The 18,236-nt window shown below is 64.0% G+C and carries 12 protein-coding genes and 1 pseudogene; 7 read left to right on the top strand and 6 right to left on the bottom strand.

Going from position 1 to position 18,236, the window contains the following annotated elements:
- Nucleotides 1–80: 80 nt before the first annotated feature.
- Nucleotides 81–2,297: a transglycosylase domain-containing protein gene (locus ACQ86E_RS14940; protein WP_431206016.1), complete on the bottom strand. Its 2,217-nt coding sequence runs from the start codon at nt 2,295–2,297 to the stop codon at nt 81–83.
- Between the two features lie 166 nt (nt 2,298–2,463).
- Between ACQ86E_RS14940 and ACQ86E_RS14945 the strand changes: the two genes are divergently transcribed.
- On the top strand, nt 2,464–2,889 hold the full coding sequence (locus tag ACQ86E_RS14945; protein WP_431206017.1) for a DUF1330 domain-containing protein: 426 nt from the start codon (nt 2,464–2,466) through the stop codon (nt 2,887–2,889).
- A complete protein-coding gene (locus ACQ86E_RS14950) occupies nt 2,890–3,030 on the top strand; it encodes a hypothetical protein (protein ID WP_431206018.1) in 141 nt (46 codons plus the stop codon).
- On the opposite strand, the gene ACQ86E_RS14955 is transcribed toward ACQ86E_RS14950, so the two are convergent.
- From ACQ86E_RS14955 to ACQ86E_RS14965, 3 genes are all read right to left on the bottom strand, one after another.
- Nucleotides 3,027–4,253 (bottom strand): ABC transporter substrate-binding protein, encoded by a 1,227-nt coding sequence (locus ACQ86E_RS14955; RefSeq protein ID WP_431206019.1) that lies wholly within the window; start codon nt 4,251–4,253, stop codon nt 3,027–3,029. The two genes, ACQ86E_RS14950 and ACQ86E_RS14955, sit on opposite strands and share 4 nt — an antisense overlap.
- Nucleotides 4,254–4,414: 161 nt before the next feature.
- The gene (locus ACQ86E_RS14960; protein WP_431206020.1) at nt 4,415–5,656 is read right to left on the bottom strand and encodes an ABC transporter substrate-binding protein; all 1,242 of its coding nucleotides are present in this window, start codon (nt 5,654–5,656) and stop codon (nt 4,415–4,417) included.
- Between the two features lie 131 nt (nt 5,657–5,787).
- A complete protein-coding gene (locus tag ACQ86E_RS14965) occupies nt 5,788–6,144 on the bottom strand; it encodes a DUF1304 domain-containing protein (RefSeq protein WP_431206478.1) in 357 nt (118 codons plus the stop codon).
- Nucleotides 6,145–6,242: 98 nt separating this feature from the next.
- On the opposite strand from ACQ86E_RS14965, the gene ACQ86E_RS14970 reads away from it, so the two are divergent.
- A complete protein-coding gene (locus tag ACQ86E_RS14970) occupies nt 6,243–6,773 on the top strand; it encodes a methylated-DNA--[protein]-cysteine S-methyltransferase (RefSeq protein ID WP_431206021.1) in 531 nt (176 codons plus the stop codon).
- A 19-nt stretch (nt 6,774–6,792) separates the two neighbouring features.
- Here ACQ86E_RS14970 and ACQ86E_RS14975 read toward each other — a convergent pair whose 3' ends face one another.
- On the bottom strand, nt 6,793–9,585 hold the full coding sequence (locus ACQ86E_RS14975; protein WP_431206022.1) for a [protein-PII] uridylyltransferase: 2,793 nt from the start codon (nt 9,583–9,585) through the stop codon (nt 6,793–6,795).
- Nucleotides 9,586–9,851: 266 nt separating this feature from the next.
- On the opposite strand from ACQ86E_RS14975, the gene ACQ86E_RS14980 reads away from it, so the two are divergent.
- The 4 genes and pseudogenes from ACQ86E_RS14980 (at nt 9,852) to ACQ86E_RS14995 (ending at nt 15,410) form a co-directional block, all read left to right on the top strand.
- Nucleotides 9,852–10,361 carry an OsmC family protein gene (locus tag ACQ86E_RS14980; protein WP_431206479.1) on the top strand — a complete coding sequence of 170 codons (510 nt, stop codon included), beginning with the start codon at nt 9,852–9,854 and terminating at the stop codon, nt 10,359–10,361.
- 176 nt (nt 10,362–10,537) lie between these two features.
- Nucleotides 10,538–11,335 (top strand): hypothetical protein, encoded by a 798-nt coding sequence (locus tag ACQ86E_RS14985; RefSeq protein ID WP_431206023.1) that lies wholly within the window; start codon nt 10,538–10,540, stop codon nt 11,333–11,335.
- A 404-nt stretch (nt 11,336–11,739) separates the two neighbouring features.
- Nucleotides 11,740–13,416 carry a methyl-accepting chemotaxis protein gene (locus ACQ86E_RS14990; protein WP_431206024.1) on the top strand — a complete coding sequence of 559 codons (1,677 nt, stop codon included), beginning with the start codon at nt 11,740–11,742 and terminating at the stop codon, nt 13,414–13,416.
- Between the two features lie 317 nt (nt 13,417–13,733).
- Nucleotides 13,734–15,410: pseudogene (locus tag ACQ86E_RS14995) on the top strand (methyl-accepting chemotaxis protein).
- Nucleotides 15,411–15,475: 65 nt separating this feature from the next.
- Here the strand turns inward: ACQ86E_RS14995 and mutS are convergent.
- Nucleotides 15,476–18,214 (bottom strand): DNA mismatch repair protein MutS, encoded by a 2,739-nt coding sequence (gene mutS, locus ACQ86E_RS15000; protein WP_431206025.1) that lies wholly within the window; start codon nt 18,212–18,214, stop codon nt 15,476–15,478.
- Nucleotides 18,215–18,236: the final 22 nt, after the last annotated feature.

Here is an 18,236-nt window from a genome sequence, read left to right on the forward strand (position 1 = left end):
ACTCAGCATCACGGGCGCAGCTGTCGTCTACTGTGCATGGGGTTGTTTTCGCAGTTTTTGTTGTGAGGCCCTCAGCAACGCTACCGATTCCCGCCGAACAGCCGGTCCATCAGCCAGCCATCGAGCCCCGCCGCCGCCTCCGGCCGTGCATTGGCGCGCGTGGGCGGCGGTGGTCGATAGCCGCTATTGCTGACCGGCGCCGGTCCCGGCGAGGCCATTGTCGGCGGTGACACCTGCGAGGCCGCCTGCGCGAGGTTCGACAGGCCCCAGCCGCCGGGCGCGCTCGGCAAGGCGGCCACCGGCACACCCTCGTGCGCCGTCTTCATGAAGCGCGTCCAGACTTCCACCGGCAGGCCGCCGCCGGTCGCCTTTTTGGTCGGCGAGTTGTCGTCATTGCCGAGCCAGACGCCGGTGACGAGGTTGGCGGTGTAGCCGATGAACCAGGCATCGCGGTAATCCTGGCTGGTGCCGGTCTTGCCGGCGGCCGGCCAGCCGGGGATCTCCGCCTTCTTGGCGGTGCCGCTGATCAAGGTCTCCCGCATCATCGCGTTCATCATGCCGACATAGCGCGGTTCGACCACCGGGTTATGCTCCTCGGGCTGGCGCATGTAGAGCAGCTTGCCGCTGAGCGTCCTGATCCGCGTGACGACATGCGGCGCGACGGCGAAACCGCCATTGGCGAACGGGGCATAGGCCCCGACCAGCTCGACCACGGAGACTTCCGAGGTGCCGAGCGCGATCGAGGCGTTGGGCTCGAGCTTCGAGGAGATGCCGAGCCGGTGGGCGGTGCGCACCACGTTCTTCGGCCCGACCTCGAGGCCAAGGCGGATCGCGACCGTGTTGAGCGACATCGCCAGCGCCTGCGTCAGCGTCACCGCGCCGAAATATTCGTGGGTGTAGTTCTCAGGCTTCCAACCCTTGACCTCGATCGGCGCGTCCTGGCGCATGGTATCAGGCGTCAGCCCCTGCTCGAGCGCGGTCAGGTACACGAACGGCTTGAACGAGGAGCCCGGCTGGCGCTTGGCGGTCACCGCACGGTTGTACTGGCTGTCGGAATAGTTCCGCCCGCCCACCATGGCGCGGACCGCGCCGTCGGGCGTCATCGCCACCAGCGCGCCCTGGCTGACGTTGAACTTCACGCTTTTGGCTGCGAGCTCGTCGATGATGGCGGCTTCCGCCACGCCCTGCAGCTTCGGATCGATCGTGGTCTCGACCTTGATGCTCTCGTCGATCTGGCCGACGAGATCGTCCAGCACTTCGCCGATCCAGTCGGCGACATAATTGATCGTGCCGGCACCGGCAGGCTTCACATTGTAGGAGGGTTGGCCGATCGAGGCCTGCGCCTGCGCGTCGGTGATGAACTTCGCATCCGCCATCGCCGCGAGCACGATCTTCGCGCGCGCTTCCGCGCCTTCGGGGTTGCGGTTCGGCGCAAGGCGCGAGGGCGATTTGACGAGGCCGGCCAGCATCGCGGCCTCGGCGACGGTGACGTTCTTCGCCGGCTTGCCGAAATATTTCTGCGCCGCGGCCTCGACGCCGTAGGCGCCCGAGCCGAAATAGACGCGGTTGAGATAGAGCTCCAGAATCTCGTTCTTGGAGTGTTTGCGCTCCAGCCAGATCGCGAGCTCGGCTTCCTGCAGCTTGCGCTGCATGGTGCGCTCCTGGGTCAGGAACAGGTTTTTCGCGAGCTGCTGTGTCAAGGTCGAGCCGCCCTGCGATACGCCGCGATGGAGCACGTTGGTGACCAGAGCGCGCAAAATGCCGACCGGGTCGATGCCGAAATGCGAATAGAAGCGGCGGTCTTCGATGGCGATGAACGCCTTCGGCAAATATGGCGGCAGATCCTTCAGCGAGACGTTGGCGCCGGCCATCTCACCGCGCTGCGCGAGCAGGCTGCCGTCGATGCCGACGATCTGGATCGTTGGCGGGCGCTTGGGAATTTCCAGCGAGTCGATCGGCGGCAGATGAGCGCCGACATAAACCACGACGCCGACGACGGCGATCCCGGCCCACAGGCTCAGCACCGCGCCCCAATAGACCAGGCGGCCGAGGCTTGCGCCGAAGCGCGATTTCGAGCGGCGCTTGGCGCCGCCGCGGCCGGCCGGCGCCTTGCGCTCGCGCGGCGGCTCGTCGCCGGGATCCTCGCTCTTGCGTTTGGGAGATGATTTCGCTGGCTTCTTCGGCTTGTCCTCGGCGTTGGGGATGCGGTCCGCCGCGGTCAGGCGCAGATCGGCGAGCGCAGCAGGCAAGCCGAACAACGGCTCCTTCCGCCCACCCTTTTTCTTTCCCAACCCCATACGCAAACGCCCGGTCAGCCCGCCCCGCCGCACGCTAGCGGCCGGGGTTTAAGGCCCGGTTACCCCGGCGTTAACGCGCGATTAGGAGGTGCGGCATTCGCCCGCCGCAGTTCCGCTTCCTGGGCCGCAGGACTAGGATCGTGGATATAAACCAAGAGGGAACCGCATGGGCCATATCGATCCGACCAAGGACGTCTTCGCGCAATTCCGGGACAACAACCGTCCCGGCCCGATCCACATGCTCAACCTGGTCCGCTTGCGCAAGGAGGCGGCTTACCCTGATGGGCGCAAGGCCAGCGGCGCGGAAGCCTATGCCGCCTATGGCCGCGACAGCGGCCCGGTGTTCGAACGCCTCGGCGGCCGCATCGTCTGGCAGGGCAGGTTCGAACTGATGCTGATCGGACCGCAGGACGAGCGTTGGGACCATTGCTTCATCGCGGAGTATCCGAGCGTCGGCGCTTTCGTCGAGATGATCCGCGATCCCGCCTACCGCGAAGCGGTGAAGCATCGGCAAGCTGCCGTGGAGGATTCGCGCCTGATCCGGCATGCGGTGCTGCCGGTGGGGAAGAATTTTGGGGAGGTGCCGACTTGAATGCTGTCGGACGAATCTCTCTCAGCCGTCATGGCCGGGCTTGACCCGGCCATCCACGACTTCCTTTATCGCCCCAAGAACGTGGATGCCCGGGACAAGCCCGGGCATGACGTCGTTGAGGCCGTTGTTTTCAAGAATTAACCCGCCGGGCCGGCATCCTCCAGGATCGGGCCGAACAGCTCCCAGCGCTCGCCGTTGAACTTCATCATCTGAAGCTGCTTGTTGACGCGGTAGTCGGTCGGCGAGGTGTTGGCCTTGATGCCGGGCAGGGCGGTATCGCTGACGACGTCCTTCAGCGAGGTCGCCTGCTTCATGACGTTCTCGCGCGTCAAATCGTCACCGCACTGCTTCAGCACATGGGCCAGCAGCTGCGCCGTGCTGTAGCCGTAAGTGTTGAAGTTCGAGTCCTTGTCGCCATCAGGATAGTACTTCGCCATGAAGTCGAAATAGCGCTTCATGCCGGCATCGTCCTTCCACTTCGGATCCAGCGGCTCCTTGCCATAGTTGACGCTGATCAGGCCCTTGGCGGCATCGAGGCCGGCGGGCTTCAGCACGGCGCCGACCGAGGTGGCGTTGATGTCGACGATCTGCACCGGATGCCAGCCCATCTCGGCGATCTTCTTGATCGCCTGCGCGGCCTGTTTCGGTGTCGTCGCGCTGAAGAACAGATCGGCGCCGGCGTCCTTGATCTTGAGGACCTGCGAGTCGACGGTCGGATCGGAAACTTCGTAGGATGCTTCGGTTACGATCATCTTGGCGGCCTTGTCGCCGAGGCCGGCCTTGATGCCGTTCAGATAATCCTTGCCTAGGTCGTCGTTCTGATAGAGCACGCCGATCTTCGCGTTCGGGTGCTCCTTCAGAATGTACTGGCCGTAGATGCGGCCTTCGACGAAGTAGTTCGGATTGAAGCCCATCGTCCACGGAAAGTTCTTCGGATCGGTGAACCTCGATGCGCCGGTGGCCGCGAACAGCTGCGGCACCTTCTTGGAATTGAGATATTTCTGGACGGCCGCGTTCACGGGCGTGCCGATGATCTGGAAGGTCAGCAGAACCTCGTCGCTCTCGACGAGCTTGCGGATCTGCTCGACGGCCTTCGGCGGCGAATAGGCGTCGTCATACTGGATCAGATTGATCTTGCGGCCGTTGATGCCGCCCTGGTCGTTGATCATCTTGAAATAGGCGGCCTGGGTCTTGCCGATCGACGAATAGGCCGACGCCGGTCCGGAGAACGGCATGGTCTGTCCGACCTTGATCTCCGTGTCGCTGGCACCCGGATCGTATTTTTTCTGGGCATTGGCCGCAGAGGCCGACAGCGCCAGGGTCAGCGCCGCTGCCGTGGCCGCATGCAGAATTCCGTTCCTCATTCGCAGTTTCCTCAGTTTGTTATCGCCGATGGTCTGCCGGGCGCACGGTGCGTCCGATGCCATCGCTGAGGGCGATTGTGGATGAGGCGTTGCTGCAACGCAAGGTGGGAAGGTGCTGGCCGTTCGTAGGGTGGGTTACAATAACCCACCCTACGAGATTGCTAACCCGCCGGGCCATTGTCCTCGATGATCGGTCCGAACAGCTCCCAGCGTTCGCCGTTGAACTTCATCATCTGCATCTGCTTGTTGACGCGGTAGTCGTTCGGCCCGGTGTTGATCTTGATGCCGGGCAGCGCGAAGCTCGGGGTGAAGTTCTTGATGTTGGCGACCTGCTTCATCACGTTTTCACGCGACAGGTCGTCGCCGCACTGTTTCAGAACCTGCGTCAGCAACTCGGCGACCGAATAGGCGTAGGTGTTGACCGTGTTGAGCTTGTCGCCTTCGGGGAAATACTTGTCCATGAAGGCGAAGAACGCTTTCACGCCCGGATCGTCCTTCCATTGCGGATCGCTCGGCTCCTTGCCGTATTGGGTCGAGATGATGCCCTTGGAGATGTCGAGGCCGGCCGGCTTCAGCGTCGCCGAGATCGGGCTCGCATTGATGTCGAGGATGTGCACCGGGTTCCAGCCGAGTTCGGCGACCTTCTTGATGGCCTGCGCCGCGAATTTCGGCGTCGAGGCATCGTAGAAGAGATCGGCCCCCAGTGACTTCAGCTTGACCACCTGCGAGTCCACCGTGGGGTCGGTGACTTCGTAGGAGACCTCGCCGACGATCATGCTGGCGGCCTTGTCGCCGAGGCCGCTTTTCAGGCCCGCGAGATAGTCCCGGCCCATGTCGTCGTTCTGGTAGAGCACGCCGATCTTGGCGTTCGGATGCTCCTTGAGAATGTACTTCGCATAAATGCGTCCCTCGGACACGTAGTTGGGATTGTAGGCGATGGTCCAGGGATAGTTCTGCGGATCGTTGAATCGCGCGGCGCCGGTCGAGGCCAGCAGCTGCGGGATCTTCTTGCCGTTGAGATATTTCTGCACGGCGGCGTTCGCGGCGGTGCCGATGATCTGGAAGGTGAACAGCACTTCGTCGCCTTCGACGAGCTTGCGCACCTGCTCGACGGTCTTCGGCGGCGAATAGGCGTCGTCATACTGGATCAGATTGATCTTGCGGCCGTTGATGCCGCCCTGATCGTTGATCATCTTGAAGTAGGCCGCTTGAGTCTTGCCGATATTGGCATAGACCGAATAGGCCCCGGAGAACGGCACGGTCTGGCCGATCTTGATCTCGGTGTCGCTGGCTCCGGTGTCGTATTTCTTCTGGGCGAAGGCTGGACTTATGAAGGCTTGGCTGGCGGAGAACACGAAGGCGAGCGCCGCCGTGGCAGCTACGAAAGCTCTGCGATTGCTCATGTTGGGTTGTTCCTCCTGACGGAATTTTCCGGTCGACGGTCTTTTCCCGTTGATTGCCAACGGTCGCCATCGCTGCCGAAGATTGTGAAGGAACGGCAGGCCCCGCGCAAGGATCGCGGCGCTGTCGTGCCTCAGGCGAACAACAATGCAACCAGCGCGATTGCCGCCGGCAGGGCCTGCACGATCAGGATGCGCGCGCTGACAGTCGCCGCGCCATAGGCGCCGGCCACGATCGCGCAGAGCAGGAAGAACGCCTTGATCTGGAACGCAAAGGCCGGGTTGCCATGCACCAGACCCCAGATCAGGCCGGCGGCAAGGAAGCCGTTGTAGAGGCCCTGATTGCCCGCCAGCACCTTCGTGATCTCGGCTTTGTCAGGCGTATTGCGGAAGGTCTTCAGCCCCAGCGCCTTGTCCCAGAGAAACATCTCCAGGATCAGGAAATAGGCGTGCAGTGCGGCGACCAACGCCACCAGGATATTGGCGATCAAGTTCAAGTAGAGCTCCCCCAAAGCGTCAGCTTTCGGGTGGACGTTAGCACGGCCGGCATGGCAAGTGCGATGCCGTGCTTCGATGCAATGGTGTCGCAATGGCCGCTCGATCAACCAATCCGCCTGTAAGCTTCGGCCTCGATCGCCTGGCGACGCCGATCGGGATCGCGCTGCTCGTCACCGATGCCGAGGGGGCGCTGCGTGCGCTCGATTGGGCGGATTACGAGCACCGCATGCGCGAGCTGTTACGCCTGCATTATGGTGCGGTGGACCTGAGTGATCAGCCTGCGCCGGCGGAGCTGCGGACCGGGCTGTCGAGGTATTTCGAAGGTGACCTCGGTCAGCTCTCAGGCATTGCCTGGCGCATCGCCGGCACGCCGTTTCAGCAGAAAGTCTGGACCGCTCTGGCCGAAATCCCTGCCGGAACCACGATGAGCTACGGTGCGCTCGCTGCGAGGATCGAGACGCCCAGGGCCATTCGCGCCGTCGGCCATGCCAACGGCTCCAACCCGATCAGCGTGGTCCTGCCGTGTCATCGCCTGATCGGCGCGGATGGTTCGCTGGTGAAGTACGGCGGCGGGCTGGACCGCAAGCGCTGGCTGCTGCGGCATGAAGGCGTAGAGATTTAGCGACGCAACGCGTCGCTCCTCACGCCGCCGGTGCAGCAACCGCCTTGTCGCCGGCCATGACATGGGTCAACGCGCTCTTGATCGCGGACTGCCGCGTCGGCGCGTTGATCTGTGCGCCCAAGAGGTCGGTGACGTAGAACACGTCGCGGGCGCGCTCGCCGAAGGTCGCGACGTGGGCCGAGGCGATGTTGAGGTTGAGCTTCGAGATCGCGGTGGTCAGCTCGTAGAGCAGACCGGGGCGGTCGAGGCCGGACATCTCGATCACGGTGTAGCGGTCGGACCACTGGTTGTTGATGGTCACCTCAGGCTCGATCGTGAACGGCCGCGCCTTGCTGCGCACCGTGCGCCGCGCGACCACCTCCGGCAGACGCAACTTGCCTTCCAGCACGTCCTCGATCATCTCGCCGATGCGGGTGGCGCGCCGGCCCTCGTCTTCGTCGCGGTCGTATTCCCGCGAGATCGAGATCGTGTCGAGCGCGCGGCCGTCGGTCGTCGTGTAGATCTGGGCATCGACGATGTTGGCGCCGGCCGACGCGCAGGCGCCGGCGATGATCGACAGCAGCCAGGGATGATCGGCGGCGAAGATCGTCAGCTCGGTAACGCCGCGCACCTCGTCGAAGCCGACATTGATCGCGAGCTTGTGGCCGGCCTGCTCGCTGGAGCGGACGAAGCGGGCGTGACGAATCTTGCGCGGGAGCTCGACCTTGAGCCAGTAGGCCGGATAGTGCCGGCCAATATAGGCATCGAGCTCGTCCGCCGGCCATTCGGCGAATGCCATGCGGAATTCGGCATGGGCGGCCGTGAGCCGCTTGCCGCGATCGACTTCCGAGAAGCCGCCCGTCAGCACCGGCTCGGTCTCGTAATAGAGCGAGCGTAAAAGCTGCGCCTTCCAGCCGTTCCACACGCCCGGGCCCACGCCGCGGATGTCGGCGGTGGTGAGGATCGTGAGCAGCTTCATCTGCTCGACCGACTGAACCACGGCGGCGAAATTCTCGATGGTCTTGCGGTCGGAGAGGTCGCGCGACTGCGCGACCGTGGACATCGTCAGATGTTCCTCGATCAGCCAGGCCACGAGTTCGGTGTCGGCGGCGCTGAAACCGAGCCGCGGACAGAGCCGTCGTGCGACCTTGGCCCCAGCGACCGAGTGATCCTCGGGCCGGCCCTTGGCGATGTCGTGCAGCAGCGTCACGATGTAGATCACCGAACGGTGCTCGGGCCGGATCTTGCGCATCAGGTCGCTGGCGAGCGCGAATTCGTCGTGGCCGCCGCGCTCGATGTCCTGCAGGAACCCGACGCAGCGGATGAGGTGCTCGTCGACCGTGTAGTGATGATACATGTTGAACTGCATCATCGAGACGATCTTGCCGAAGGCGCGAATGAAGTGACCCAGCACGCCGGTCTCATTCATCCGCCGCAGTACGATCTCGGCGTTGTCGGAGGTCAGGATCTCCATGAACAGCCGGTTGGCCTCGGGATTTTCGCGCATCTGCGCGTTGATCAGGCCCAGCGAGCGCGTCACGTCGCGCATCGCGTCCGGATGGAAGGCGAGGTTGTTCTTCTGCGCCAGGCGGAAGATGCGGATCAGATTGACCGGATCGTGCTTGAAGATGTCGGGGGCGGCGACGTTGATGCGGTTGTTGTCGACGATGAAGTCGTCGCTGTCGGGCACGCGCCGCTTCACCGGGGTCGGGCGCAGCCGCGCCATCATCCGGCTCAGAACCGGCGCGGGCTTGGCCTGCTGGTCCTCGAGCTTGGCGCAGAGAATGGCGGTGAGGTTGCCGACTTCCTTGGCGACCAGGAAGTAGTGCTTCATGAAGCGCTCGACGTCCTGCATGCCGGGATGCGAGGTGTAGCCGAGCCGGATCGCGATTTCGCGCTGGAGGTCGAAGGAGAGGCGCTCCTCAGGCCGTCCGGAGTAGAAATGCAGATTGCAGCGCACCGACCAGAGGAAATCGGCGCAGCGGCGGAAGGTGCGATATTCCTGCGCGTCGAAGACGCCGCGTTCGACCAGCTCGTTGGTGTCGCGCACGCGATAGACGTACTTCGCGATCCAGAACAGCGTGTGCAGGTCGCGGAGCGCCCCCTTGCCGTCCTTGACGTTGGGCTCCACCAGATAACGCGACTGGCCGCCGCGCCGGTGCCGCTCCTCGCGTTCGGCGAGCTTTGCGGTGACGAATTCGGACGCCGTGCCCTGCACCACTTCCTTGTCGAAGCGTTCGACCAGCTCGTCATAGAGCGGCTGGTCGCCGGTGAGGAAACGTGTCTCCAGGATCGCGGTGCGGATGGTCATGTCGCCGCGTGCCTGGCGGATCGACTCGTCGACCGAGCGCGTGGCATGGCCGACCTTCAGCCCCATGTCCCAGAGGCAATACAGGATGGCTTCGGCGACCTGCTCTCCCCAGGCGGTCTGCTTGTAGGGCAGGATGAACAGCAGGTCGATGTCGGACTCGGGAGCCATCAGGCCGCGGCCATAGCCGCCGGTCGCGACCACCGCCATGCGCTCGGCCCCGCTCGGGATCGGCGAGCGATAGAGATGACGCGTCGCCGCCGAATAGAGGATGCGGATGATCTCGTCCTGCACGTGGCACAGCCGCTCGGCACAGTGCCTTCCGTGGCGGTCCTTGAGCAGGATCGCCTGTGCGACGTCCCGCGCCGCGATCAGCTCGGCCTTGAGCAATTGCGCCATGGCCGTGCGAAACGCGTCTTCACGTCCCTGGTGCTTTTCGGCAAGTGCGTCGACCGCGGCGGTGATCCGCGCTGTGTCGAAGCGATCATCAATCCCTGGCTTTTGCTCAGTCGCAATGCTGTCCATGTCTCACCGGATATAAGAGGTGGCAGGCGCTGTCACCCGCCATTCTCGGGCAGTGGTCGTTCGATGCTTGCCCGAGCCGACCCGCAGCCGGCGGGAGCCCCAGAGAGATCGGAATCGTGCTGCTCGCATCTAAGCATAACTTATTGCAAAACAATAAAAAATTACCGGATAGCGCGGGGATGGCCGCCGCGCGGTCGCTCGGCGTCGTCGACAATCCCGGCTCAAGCCGGTACTTCGTAGAGACGATCTTTCCGGGAGAGAACACAATGGACGCCGCCGCACTGCGCCAGATGCAGGCCCCGATCAAGGAACGCTACAAGGCCGATCCCAAGACCGCGATGATCACCTTGAAGGCCAAGGGTTCAACGGATAGCGAAGGCATCGCCTGCAAGGTCGAGACCGGACGCGCCATTGCGATGGCGGGCCTGCATCCCGGGACCGGCGGCTCCGGCCTCGAGCTCTGCTCCGGCGACATGCTCCTCGAGGCGCTGGTCGCCTGCGCCGGCGTCACGCTGAAGTCGGTTGCGACCGCGATCGAGGTGCCGCTCAAGACCGGCAACATCTATGCCGAAGGGGATCTCGATTTCCGCGGCACGCTCGGCGTCGACAAGGAGGCCCCGGTCGGTTTCGCCGAGATCCGCCTGCGCTTCGAGGTCGACACCGATGCGCCGCAGGACAAGCTCGATCTGCTGCTGAAGCTCACCGAGCGCTATTGCGTGGTCTATCAGACCATCAAGAACGGCCCGAAGGTTTCGGTGTCGATGCAGCGGATGTGACCTTGCTGACTCTCCCGGAGGGAGAGGGTCGATCGCGCGCAGCGCGAGCGGGGTGGGGTGATCTCTCCACTCGGGCACCGCATCCGTCGAGAGACTGTCACCCGACCCCGTCTCATATTTCGCTACGCTCCATATGAGCCGCCTCTTCCCGTTCTTGGGGAGGGTAAGAAGAAAAGATGTCCCTCGACCTCCACTTCATTCTCTTCCTTTTTCTGCGCATGGCGATCGCGGCGGCGTTCGTCGTGTCGGCGTCTGTCATTACCGAGCGTTCGGGGCCGGTGATCGGCGCGTTGGTCGCAACCTTGCCGGTCTCGGCAGGTCCGTCCTACGTCTTCCTCGCGATCGATCATGACGCCGCCTTCATCGCACAGGGCGCGCTGTCGAGCCTTCCGGTCAACGCGGCGACGATCTTCATGGCTCTCACCTATGTCGTGCTGGCGCAGCGGCACAGTCTTCTGGTGAGCTGCGGGAGCGCTTTCGCGGTCTGGATCGCCATTGCTTCGGTCATCCGCATGTTCGACTGGAGCCTGGCGGCTGGGCTCGCCGTCAACCTGATCGCATTCGGCATCTGCATTCCGCTGCTCGCGGGCTATCGCCACGTGAAGATGCCGCTCGTGACGCGCCGCTGGTACGACATTCCGATGCGCGCCGCGCTGGTCGCGACCCTCGTCGCCATCGTCGTCTCGACGTCGAGCTGGGTTGGTCCTCGCATCAGCGGCATCATTGCGCTCTATCCCGTCGTGTTCTCCAGCATGATGGTGATCCTGCATCCCCGCATCGGCGGACCGCCGACGGCCGCTGTGCTCGCCAACTCCGCCTGGGGTCTGCTGGGATTCGGGATGGCGATTGCCGTGGTTCACGTCGGCGCCACCAATTTCGGTTCCGCGGTCGGACTGAGCCTCGCGCTAGCGACCTGCATTGGGTGGAACCTGACGTTGTGGTGGAACGGGCGACGAAAGCGAAGGGGCGCGTGAATCAGTTATCGCATCCGGCCCAATGCAGAACGGATTTCGGCCCGCGTCCCTTTGCGTCTGAGCGGCTGCGACAGGGCGTCTCCGTAGTCACCCGGTGGTCGGCCCTGGATCGCCGTGGCGCAGTGATTCCCGTAAGCCGTTGAATTCTCGATCGGCACATGACTTTCAGATTAATGCTGCCTGCGGATAATCGGCATCTTCATTATCAATCGATTTGAGAGTTTGATTTAGAGGGTTTCTCGCCCTCGACCGTTCAGTTCGACAGGTCGGGCAGCAGTGGTCTGCCGGGGTGGCACAGACGTGCCGCGATCTGGCCGAGACCAGTTGGAACCCCTCATTGAAAATTGCAGGTCGGCACTGCCGCAAATGCTCCGCCGCGAGCATTTCATTCTGGAGAGCAGAGAATGTTTGGTCGCAAGTCTTACAGTGATGCACAGGCCCGGATCGAGGCCTTCGGGCGGTCGCAAGCCATGATCGAATTCGACATGGACGGAACGATCGTCACCGCCAACGAGAATTTCCTCAAGGCGCTCGGCTACTCGCTCGACGAGATCAGGGGCAAGCATCACTCGATCTTCGTCCCGGCCGACGAGCGCGACAGCGCCGACTATCAGGCGTTCTGGGCGGCGCTCAATCGCGGCGAGTTCCAGTCGGGCGAATTCAAGCGGATCGCAAAGGGCGGCGGCGAGGTCTGGATCGAAGCGTCCTACAACGCGGTGGCTGGCAGTGACGGCAAGCCGGTCAAGGTCGTCAAGATGGCAACCGACATCACCGAGAAGAAGATCCGCGGCCTCGCCGACGCCTCGAAGATTGCCGCGATCGGCCGGGCGCAGGCGGTGATTGAATTCCACCTCGATGGCACGGTCGTTACCGCAAACGAGAATTTCTGCAACGCGCTCGGCTATTCGCTTGGCGAAATCCAGGGCAGGCACCACAGCATTTTCATGCCGGCGGAAGAGCGCGATAGTGCAGCCTATCGCGAGTTCTGGGCAGCGCTCAACCGCGGCGAATGCCAGACCGGCGAGTTCAAGCGGATCGGCAAAGGCGGCTGCGAGGTCTGGATCCTCGCCAGCTATAATCCGCTGCTCGACGAGAGCGGCAAGCCGTTCGGCGTCGTCAAGTTCGCGACCGACGTCACCGCCGAGAAGCTGAAGAACGCGGATTCCGATGGCCAGCTTGCGGCGATCGACAAGGCGCAGGCGGTCATCGAGTTCAACATGGACGGCACGATCATCACCGCCAACGCCAACTTCCTCGGCGCGCTCGGCTATTCGCTGGCCGAGGTCAAGGGCCAGCATCATAGCATGTTCGTCGAGCCGGCGGAGCGCGACGGCACCGCCTATCGCGAGTTCTGGACCGCGCTCAACCGCGGCCAGTACCAGGCGGCCGAATACAAGCGCATCGGCAAGGGTGGCAAGGAGGTCTATATCCAGGCCTCCTACAACCCGATCGTGGATCTCAACGGCAAGCCATACAAGGTCGTGAAGTATGCCACTGATGTCACGAGGCAGGTGCTGGTCCGCACGGGCAACGAGCGCGTCCGCGCTATGATGGAATCGGTCGCTGCCGGATCGGAGGAGCTCAACGCCTCGGTGCGGGAAATCTCCGAAGCCATGACCAAGTCGCGCCAGACCGCGGGCAGCGCCGTCGATCAGGTCGCCGCCGCCGACGCGCAGGCCCAGCGTCTCACCGAAGCCGCGCAGGCGATGAGCGGCATCGTCGAGCTCATCAACAACATCACCGGGCAGATCAACCTGCTGGCGCTCAACGCGACGATCGAATCCGCTCGCGCCGGCGAAGCCGGCCGCGGCTTCGCCGTGGTCGCCTCGGAGGTCAAGAGTCTCGCCAACCAGGCCAAGCAGGCCACCGACAAGATCGGCGCGGAGATCGGCAGCCTCAACGGCATCTCCAGCGAGGTCGTCACAGCTCTGGCCTCGATCAAGACGGCCATCAACAACGTCAGCGAATATGTGACGTCGACGGCTGCCGCGATCGAGGAGCAGAGCACGGTGACGAACGAGATGTCGACCAGCATGCAGCGCGCGGCCGCGGAAGCCGCCGCCATGGCCGCGAGTGCGTAGCAACACGCTTGAAAGCATAGCGTGCGGTCATCGCCGTTCTGCACGTTGCAGTGGCGCAGTTCAGCGCGGCGTTCGAAATCTGTCTTGCGCTTGGCACCTGTGTTGCCTGGAACATCTCCGCAAAACTCCGGTGTTTTGAGCGGAGCGAGAGCGCGGCAGCGATAGGCGCCTGCGTTTTTCGATAGGTAAGTTAGCGATTTATTTCTGCTTGATCCGTATACGTGGACCCGCTGGCTTCCAGTTTAGCGTTCAAGGCCATTTCATCGCGCCCATCAATCCATGCTGCGCGAGCACAACCAGATTGATACGGAGGAATCATGTTCAAGCGCAAGTCGAATGCGGGTGCATTGGTTGCGATGGCCGCCAAGGCTGTAAGCGCCAACCTGATGGTGGCCGACAACGACCTGAACATCGTCTACATGAATGACGCGGTGACCGACCTGCTGCGCGCGGCTGAGCCCGACCTCAAGAAGGAATTGCCCCACTTCAACGTGGCTACGCTCGTCGGAACGAACATCGATGTGTTTCACAAGAATCCCCAGCATCAGCGCCAGATGCTGGCGAGCCTCAGCGCGCTGCATCGCGCGATGATCCAGGTCGGTGGCCACAAATTCGACCTCGTCGCGACACCCCTGAAGAACGAAGACGGCAGCCGGGCGGGAGTCGTTGTGGAATGGTCCGATGCCTCGATCCGTCTTCAGAACCTCGACTTCGGGGCGCAGGTTACGGCCGCGAACCGCTCACAGGCGGTCATCGAGTTCGCGATGGATGGCACGGTCCTCTCCGCCAACGAGAATTTCCTGCATACGCTCGGCTACACGTTGAACGAGATCCAGGGCAAACATCACAGCATGTTCGTTCCGCCTGTCGAACGCGACAGCCCTGGCTATCGCGAGTTCTGGGCCGCGCTCAACCGCGGCGAATACCAGGCCGCCGAATACAAGCGGATCGGCAAGGGCGGCAAGGAAGTCTGGATCCAAGCCTCCTACAACCCTGTTTTCGATGAGAACGGCAAGCCTTTCAAGGTGGTGAAGTTCGCGACCGACGTCAGCGAACAGAAGCTCAGGAATGCCGACCTTGCGGGCCAGATTGAAGCGATCGGCAAGGCGCAAGCCGTGATCGAGTTCAACATGGACGGCACCATCATCGCGGCCAACGCGAATTTCCTCGACGCGCTCGGCTATTCGCTGGCCGAGATCAAGGGCCATCACCACAGCATGTTCGTCGAGCCGGCGGAGCGCGACAGCGCCGCCTATCGCGAGTTCTGGGCTGCGCTTAACCGCGGCCAGTACCAGGCGGCCGAATACAAGCGCATCGGCAAGGGTGGCAAGGAGGTCTACATCCAGGCCTCCTACAACCCGATCATGGATATGAACGGCAAGCCGTTCAAGGTCGTGAAATATGCAACCGACACCACGAAGCAGGTGCTGGTCCGCATGGGCAACGAGCGCGTCCGCGCCATGATGGAGTCGGTCGCAGCTGGTTCGGAGGAGCTGAATGCCTCGGTGCGCGAGATATCCGAGGCGATGACCAAATCGCGCGAGACCGCGATGAGTGCGGTGGATCAGGTCGCTTCCGCCGACGCGCAGGCGCAGCGTCTCACCGAAGCCGCGCAAGCGATGAGCGGCATCGTCGAGCTCATCAACAACATCACCGGGCAGATCAACCTGCTGGCGCTGAACGCGACCATCGAGATCCGCCCGCGCCGGCGAAGCCGGTCGCGGCTTTGCCGTGGTCGCTTCAGAAGTGAAGAGCCTCGCCAACCAGGCCAAACAGGCGACCGACAAGATCGGCCAGGAGATCGGCAGCCTCAACGGCATCTCGGGCGACGTGGTCAGCGCGCTCGGGTCGATCAAGCAGGCGATCAACAGTGTCAGCGAATACGTGACCTCGACCGCCGCCGCCGTCGAGGAGCAGAGCACGGTGACGAACGAGATGTCGACCAGCATGCAGCGCGCCGCGGCGAAGCCGCCGCGATCGCGGCGAGGGCATAGGCAAGCGCTGCGAATTCGCCGTTGCAGGGTGGGCACGCTTCGCCTTGCCGCACCCTACGGCGCGGTCACTGTTTCGGCAGCTTGGCCTTCAACGCATACAACGCATCCAGCGCCTCGCGCGGCGACATCTCGTCGGGATGCAGCGCCTTCACCGCGTCCATCAGCAGTTCCGCCTCACTCGGCGGTGCTGCTTCGGCGGCGGCGCGCGAAGGCACGGCGAACAGCGGCAGGTCGTCGGCCAGCGCGCGCGCAGTCTGGCCGCGGTCTTGCGCCTCCAGCTTTGCCAGTACCGATTTCGCGCGATTGATCACCGCCAGCGGCAGGCCTGCGAGCTTGGCGACCTGGATGCCGTAGGAGCGGTCGGCCGAGCCCGGCAGTACCTCGTGCAGGAACACGACATTGCCCTGCCATTCCTTCACGCGCACGGTCGCGTTGAACATGCGCGGCAGCTTGGCCGAGAGCGCGGTCAGCTCGTGATAATGCGTCGCGAAGAGCGTGCGGCAGCGGTTGTTTTCGTGCAGATGCTCGATCGCGGCCCAGGCGATGGAGAGGCCGTCGAAGGTGGCGGTGCCGCGGCCGATCTCGTCGAGGATCACGAGCGAGCGCTCGCCGGCCTGGTTGAGGATCGCGGCGGTCTCGACCATCTCCACCATGAAGGTGGAGCGGCCGCGGGCGAGATCGTCGGCGGCGCCGACGCGCGAGAACAGGCGGTCGATAATGCCGATCCGTGCGCGCGTGGCCGGCACGAAGCTTCCGATTTGAGCAAGAAGCGCAATCAACGCGTTCTGCCGCAGGAACGTCGATTTACCTGCCATGTTCGGACCGGTCAGCAGCCAGAGCTGGCCGGACTTTTGCGCAGGTCCGGGCGACAGGTCGCAGGCATTGGCGATGAACGGCTCGCCATTGCGCCTCAGCGCCTGCTCCACCACGGGATGGCGGCCGGCCTCGATGGCGAAGGCGAGGGAGCCATCCACGTCAGGCCGCACGTAATTGTCGTCGACCGCGAGCCTGGCCAGCGAGGTCGCGACGTCGAGCAGCGCAAAGGCATGGGCGGCGGCGCGCAGATCGTCGCTGATCGCCAGTGCCTTGGCAGACAGCCGTTCGAAGATTTCAAGTTCGAGCCCGAGCGCGCGATCGCCGGCGTTGGCGATCTTGGCTTCAATCTCGCCGAGCTCGGACGTGGTGAAGCGCACCTGGCCCGCCAGCGTCTGGCGATGGATGAAGGTCGTGTTCAGCGGCGCCGACATCAGCTTGTCGCCGTGCTGTGCGGTCACCTCGACGAAATAGCCGAGCACATTGTTGTGCCGGATCTTCAGGCCCTTCACGCCTGTGTTGTCGGCGTAGCGCGCCTGCATCGAGGCGACCACGAGTCGTGAAGCGTCGCGCAGGTTCCGGGCCTCGTCGAGCGCAGGCTCGTAGCCCTGACGGACGAAACCGCCATCGCGCTTGATCAGCGGCAACTGATCGTCGAGCGCACCGGCAAACTCGGATGCAAGCTCTCGCGACGGCCTTTGCAGCGCGGCCATCACCGTCCCGATCTCCTGCGGTGGACGGTCGAGCTCGCCGAGCCGCGCCAGCACCTGGTCGGCGGCGATGATGCCATCGCGCAGGCCGGCGAGGTCGCGCGGGCCGCCGCGGCCGACCGAGAGACGGGCCAGCGCCCGCGACATGTCGGGCGCGCCGCGCAGGATGCTGCGGATGTCCTCGCGCGCAGCGGAGTCCGCGACGAAGGCGCTGACCGCATCGAGCCGCCGTGCGATCGCGGACGCGTCCGTTAGCGGTGCCGCCAGCCGCTGGGCCAGCAGCCGCGAACCGGCCGAGGTGACCGTGCAGTCGATAGCGTCCAGCAGCGAGCCGCGGCGTTCGCCGGCGAGCGTCCGCGTCAGTTCGAGATTGGCGCGCGTCGCCGGATCGATCGCCATGGTCGCGCCGGAGGCTTCGCGTGCGGGCGGCGACAGCGGCGGATGCTTGCCGACCTGGGTGCGGTCGACATAGGTGACGGCGGCGGCCGCGGCGGTCGCTTCCAATCGCGTCAGCTGCGCCAGCCCGTCCATCGTCGCGACCGCGAAATAATCGCATAGCCGCTTCTCGGCGGTGGCGCCGTCGAAGACGTCGCGGGTCAGCGGCGTCACCGCCGGCAGTTCGCGCAAGGTCTGGCTCAGCTCATTGTCGCTGTAGAGCGCGTCGGTGACGATCGCCTCGTTCGGATTGATGCGCGCGAGCGTTGCCGCGAGCTCGCCGCCCGAACATTCCATCACCGTGAATTCGGCGGTCGAGATGTCGATCCAGGCAAGACCGAAGCGGTCGCCGCCGGCGGACGAACGGGCGCGTGCGATCGCCAGCAGATAATTGTTGGCGCGCGCGTCTAACAGCGTGTCCTCGGTCAGCGTGCCCGGCGTGACCAGACGCACCACGCCGCGGCGCACCACGCTCTTGTTGCCGCGCGCCTTGGCGGCGGCGGGATCCTCGGTCTGCTCGCACACCGCGACCCGATGGCCGGCGGTGATCAGCCGATGCAGATAATCCTCGGAGCGCTCGACCGGCACGCCGCACATCGGGATATCCGCGCCCTGGTGCTTGCCGCGCTTGGTCAGCACGATGCCAAGTGTCTTCGAGGCGATCTCGGCGTCCTCGAAGAACAGCTCGTAGAAATCGCCCATGCGGTAGAACAGCAAGAGGCCCGGATGCGCCGCCTTGATCTCGAGGTACTGTTCCATCATCGGCGTGACGCGCGCGGCGGCTTCCGCTGGCGGCGCGGGTGCTTCGTCAGGGGGCGGTGCAGGGATCGGCTGTTGCATTGTCATGGGCGGCGCAACCTACAAAATT

The organism is Bradyrhizobium betae, from assembly GCF_050632175.1.
GTDB classification, from domain to species: Bacteria; Pseudomonadota; Alphaproteobacteria; order Rhizobiales; family Xanthobacteraceae; genus Bradyrhizobium; species Bradyrhizobium betae_B.

Coding starts and splice junctions, on each gene's coding strand:
- ACQ86E_RS14980 (WP_431206479.1), top strand. CDS start 9,852: ATGGACGCCGCCGCACTGCGCCAGATGCAGGCCCCGATCAAGGAACGC.
- ACQ86E_RS14940 (WP_431206016.1), bottom strand. CDS start 2,297: ATGGGGTTGGGAAAGAAAAAGGGTGGGCGGAAGGAGCCGTTGTTCGGC.
- ACQ86E_RS14990 (WP_431206024.1), top strand. CDS start 11,740: ATGTTTGGTCGCAAGTCTTACAGTGATGCACAGGCCCGGATCGAGGCC.
- ACQ86E_RS14950 (WP_431206018.1), top strand. CDS start 2,890: ATGCTGTCGGACGAATCTCTCTCAGCCGTCATGGCCGGGCTTGACCCG.
- ACQ86E_RS14945 (WP_431206017.1), top strand. CDS start 2,464: ATGGGCCATATCGATCCGACCAAGGACGTCTTCGCGCAATTCCGGGAC.
- ACQ86E_RS14960 (WP_431206020.1), bottom strand. CDS start 5,656: ATGAGCAATCGCAGAGCTTTCGTAGCTGCCACGGCGGCGCTCGCCTTC.
- ACQ86E_RS14985 (WP_431206023.1), top strand. CDS start 10,538: ATGTCCCTCGACCTCCACTTCATTCTCTTCCTTTTTCTGCGCATGGCG.
- ACQ86E_RS14975 (WP_431206022.1), bottom strand. CDS start 9,585: ATGGACAGCATTGCGACTGAGCAAAAGCCAGGGATTGATGATCGCTTC.
- ACQ86E_RS14955 (WP_431206019.1), bottom strand. CDS start 4,253: ATGAGGAACGGAATTCTGCATGCGGCCACGGCAGCGGCGCTGACCCTG.
- mutS (WP_431206025.1), bottom strand. CDS start 18,214: ATGACAATGCAACAGCCGATCCCTGCACCGCCCCCTGACGAAGCACCC.
- ACQ86E_RS14970 (WP_431206021.1), top strand. CDS start 6,243: ATGGCCGCTCGATCAACCAATCCGCCTGTAAGCTTCGGCCTCGATCGC.